The sequence below is a fragment of the Porticoccus sp. genome, from assembly GCF_041592135.1.
Lineage (GTDB): Bacteria > Pseudomonadota > Gammaproteobacteria > Pseudomonadales > Porticoccaceae > Porticoccus.
The window spans coordinates 1-2,716 of sequence record NZ_JBFHQR010000197.1 but is presented as its reverse complement, the minus strand read 5'-3'; the positions used below and the strand labels follow the sequence as shown (position 1 = coordinate 2,716).

Here is a 2,716-nt window from a genome sequence, read left to right as displayed (position 1 = left end):
TCGGCAATGTCTTCAGCGGCCAGCAATTCGTTGCGCTGCTGGTAAATCACATGGCGCTGGTCATTGGCCACATCGTCAAATTCCAGCAGGTGTTTGCGGATGTCGAAGTTGCGCCCCTCCACCTTGCGCTGGGCCTTTTCGATGGCGTTGGTCACCATGCGGTGTTCGATGGCCTCGCCATTTTCCATGCCCAGCGCGCGCATCATGTTTTTCACCCGATCGGAGGCAAACAACCGCATCAACTGGTCTTCCAGCGACAGGTAAAAACGGGATACGCCCGGATCGCCCTGTCGGCCGGCACGACCGCGCAACTGGTTGTCGATACGCCGGGATTCGTGCCGTTCCGTACCCAGAATATGCAGGCCGCCCGCCGCAATGACCTGATCGTGGCGCTGCTGCCAGGCCTGTTTAGCCTGGCTGACCTGCGCCTCAGAGGGGTTCTGCATTGCCGCGACCTCCGCCTCCCAGTTACCGCCGAGCACGATATCGGTACCGCGACCGGCCATATTGGTAGCGATGGTGACCGCGCCGGGACGGCCCGCCTGGGCAATGATCTGCGCCTCCTGCTCATGGTATTTGGCGTTCAGCACCTGGTGGGGGATCTTGGCCGCCTTGAGGCGCGCTGACATGGCTTCGGAGGTTTCGATGGAAGCCGTTCCTACCAGCACCGGGGCACCCTTGGCGATACAGGCGCGGACATCCTCCACCACCGCATCGTACTTCTCGTCGGTGGTCAGGTAGATCAGGTCGTTCAGATCGGTCCTGGCAACCGGTTTATTGGTGGGAATCACCACCACCGCCAGACCGTAGATTTGGTGGAATTCGTAGGCTTCGGTATCCGCCGTACCGGTCATACCGGCCAGCTTCTCATAGAGGCGGAAATAATTCTGGAAAGTGGTGGATGCCAGGGTCTGGCTCTCACTGTGGATACTGACGCCTTCCTTTGCCTCAATCGCCTGGTGCAGGCCTTCCGAGAGCCGACGGCCCGCCATGGTGCGGCCGGTGTGCTCATCGATCAGCACCACCTGGCCTTCCTGGACGATATATTCCACGTCTTTGTGGAACAGGTGATGCGCTCTCAGGGCTGACTGAACATGGTGCAGCAGGCCGAGATTGCTGGCGTTATAGAGGCTGTCGCCCTGCTGAAGCAAGCCCTCACTTTCAAGCATTGACTCAATTTTTCTATGACCATCTTCGGTGAGTTCCACCTGCCGGGACTTTTCGTCGATAACGAAATCACCGGGTTGCTCTTCGCTGTGGGGTTTCAGCAGCGGGATCAGGCCATTCATGCGCTTGTAGAGTGCCGAACTGTCCTGGGTCGCGCCGGAGATAATCAGCGGTGTCCGCGCCTCGTCAATGAGGATCGAGTCCACCTCATCGACGATGGCGTAAACCTGCCCGCGCTGGGCTTTGTCTTCCAGACGCAGCACCATGTTGTCGCGCAGGTAGTCGAAACCGAACTCGTTGTTGGTGCCGTAGGTGATGTCGGCCTGATAGGCCTGGTGCTTCTCGTCCATCGGCTGTTGCGACAGCACTACGCCAACCCGCAGCCCCAGAAACTCATAGATCGGGGTCATCCAGTGGGAGTCCCGCTTGGCGAGATAATCGTTCACCGTCACGATGTGTACCCCGGCGGCGGGAATGGCGTTCAGGTACGCGGGCAGTGTCGCCACCAGCGTCTTGCCCTCACCGGTGCGCATCTCGGCGATGCGTCCCTCGTGCAGGGTGATGCCACCAATCAGCTGCACGTCGAAATGGCGCATGCTCATTGTGCGCCGGGCGGCCTCCCGCACCACTGCAAACGCCTCCGGCAATAGCTGGTCCAGTGTTTCACCGCTGCTGTAGCGCTGCCGAAATTCATCCGTCTTCGCCTTCAGCAGGTCGTCGGAAAGGGCCGAAATGCCTTCTTCCAGTGAGTTGATCTGCCTGACAATTTTTCGCATCCGCTTGATTTCGCGATCATTTTTAGTGCCAAACAGTTGTTTTAAGAGTTTCATCATCAATTCCACGTAACAGGATGTGCAGGTGCGCACAGATAAATTTCGGGAGGCTTGGAAGAAAGCGGGGGTTAACGGATCGTGCGGCGAATATAGCTGGCGGGGTCGACAGCTCGACCGTTTTTATAGACTTCAAAATGAACATGGGGGCCGGTGGAGCGGCCACTGCTGCCCATCAGGGCAATCACTTCGCCCTTCTTGACGATGTCGCCCACTTTCACCAGGTTTTTACTGTTGTGGGCGTAGCGGGTGGCTTGGCCCTCGCCGTGGTCCAGTTCAACCATGCGGCCATAACCGTTGCGCTCACCGGACCAGGTCACCACGCCCGCGGCGACGGTGACGATCTCGGAGCCGAGCTTGCCGGCGAAATCAACACCGTTGTGCCAGGCCCTGTGGCCGGTGAAAGGGTCGGTGCGGCGACCAAATTTCGATGACATCCAGCCCTTGCTGGTGGGTCGGCCTGTCACTTCACTCTGCTGCTGGACTTTGCGGTCCATCATCAGCGATTCAAGAATACCCAACTGGCTTTCGCTGTTATCCAGCTGGCTTTCCAGCTGTTGAAAAAGCGCTTCCAGTTCGTTGTTTTGGTAGCCCTGTGCTGACGTTCGCACCAGGGTCCTAGGGACATTTTCCTGGAAGGTGGCGGAGTGGACTCGAAGGCCATGCTGGCCGCAGCCGGCTTGCTGCTGTTCACAGCCTGCGCCGGCCCCACGCTGCTA

General features: G+C 58.9%; 1 protein-coding gene and 1 pseudogene. Both read right to left on the bottom strand.

What is annotated here, in order from left to right; translation table 11 throughout:
* On the bottom strand, positions 1–2,003 hold a 2,003-nt coding region (secA, locus tag ABY948_RS11990), incomplete at its 3' end, for a preprotein translocase subunit SecA (RefSeq protein ID WP_461482768.1).
* A gap of 65 nt (positions 2,004–2,068) precedes the next feature.
* A pseudogene (locus ABY948_RS11985) lies at positions 2,069–2,521 on the bottom strand (M23 family metallopeptidase); the annotation flags it as partial.
* Positions 2,522–2,716 lie beyond the last annotated feature (195 nt).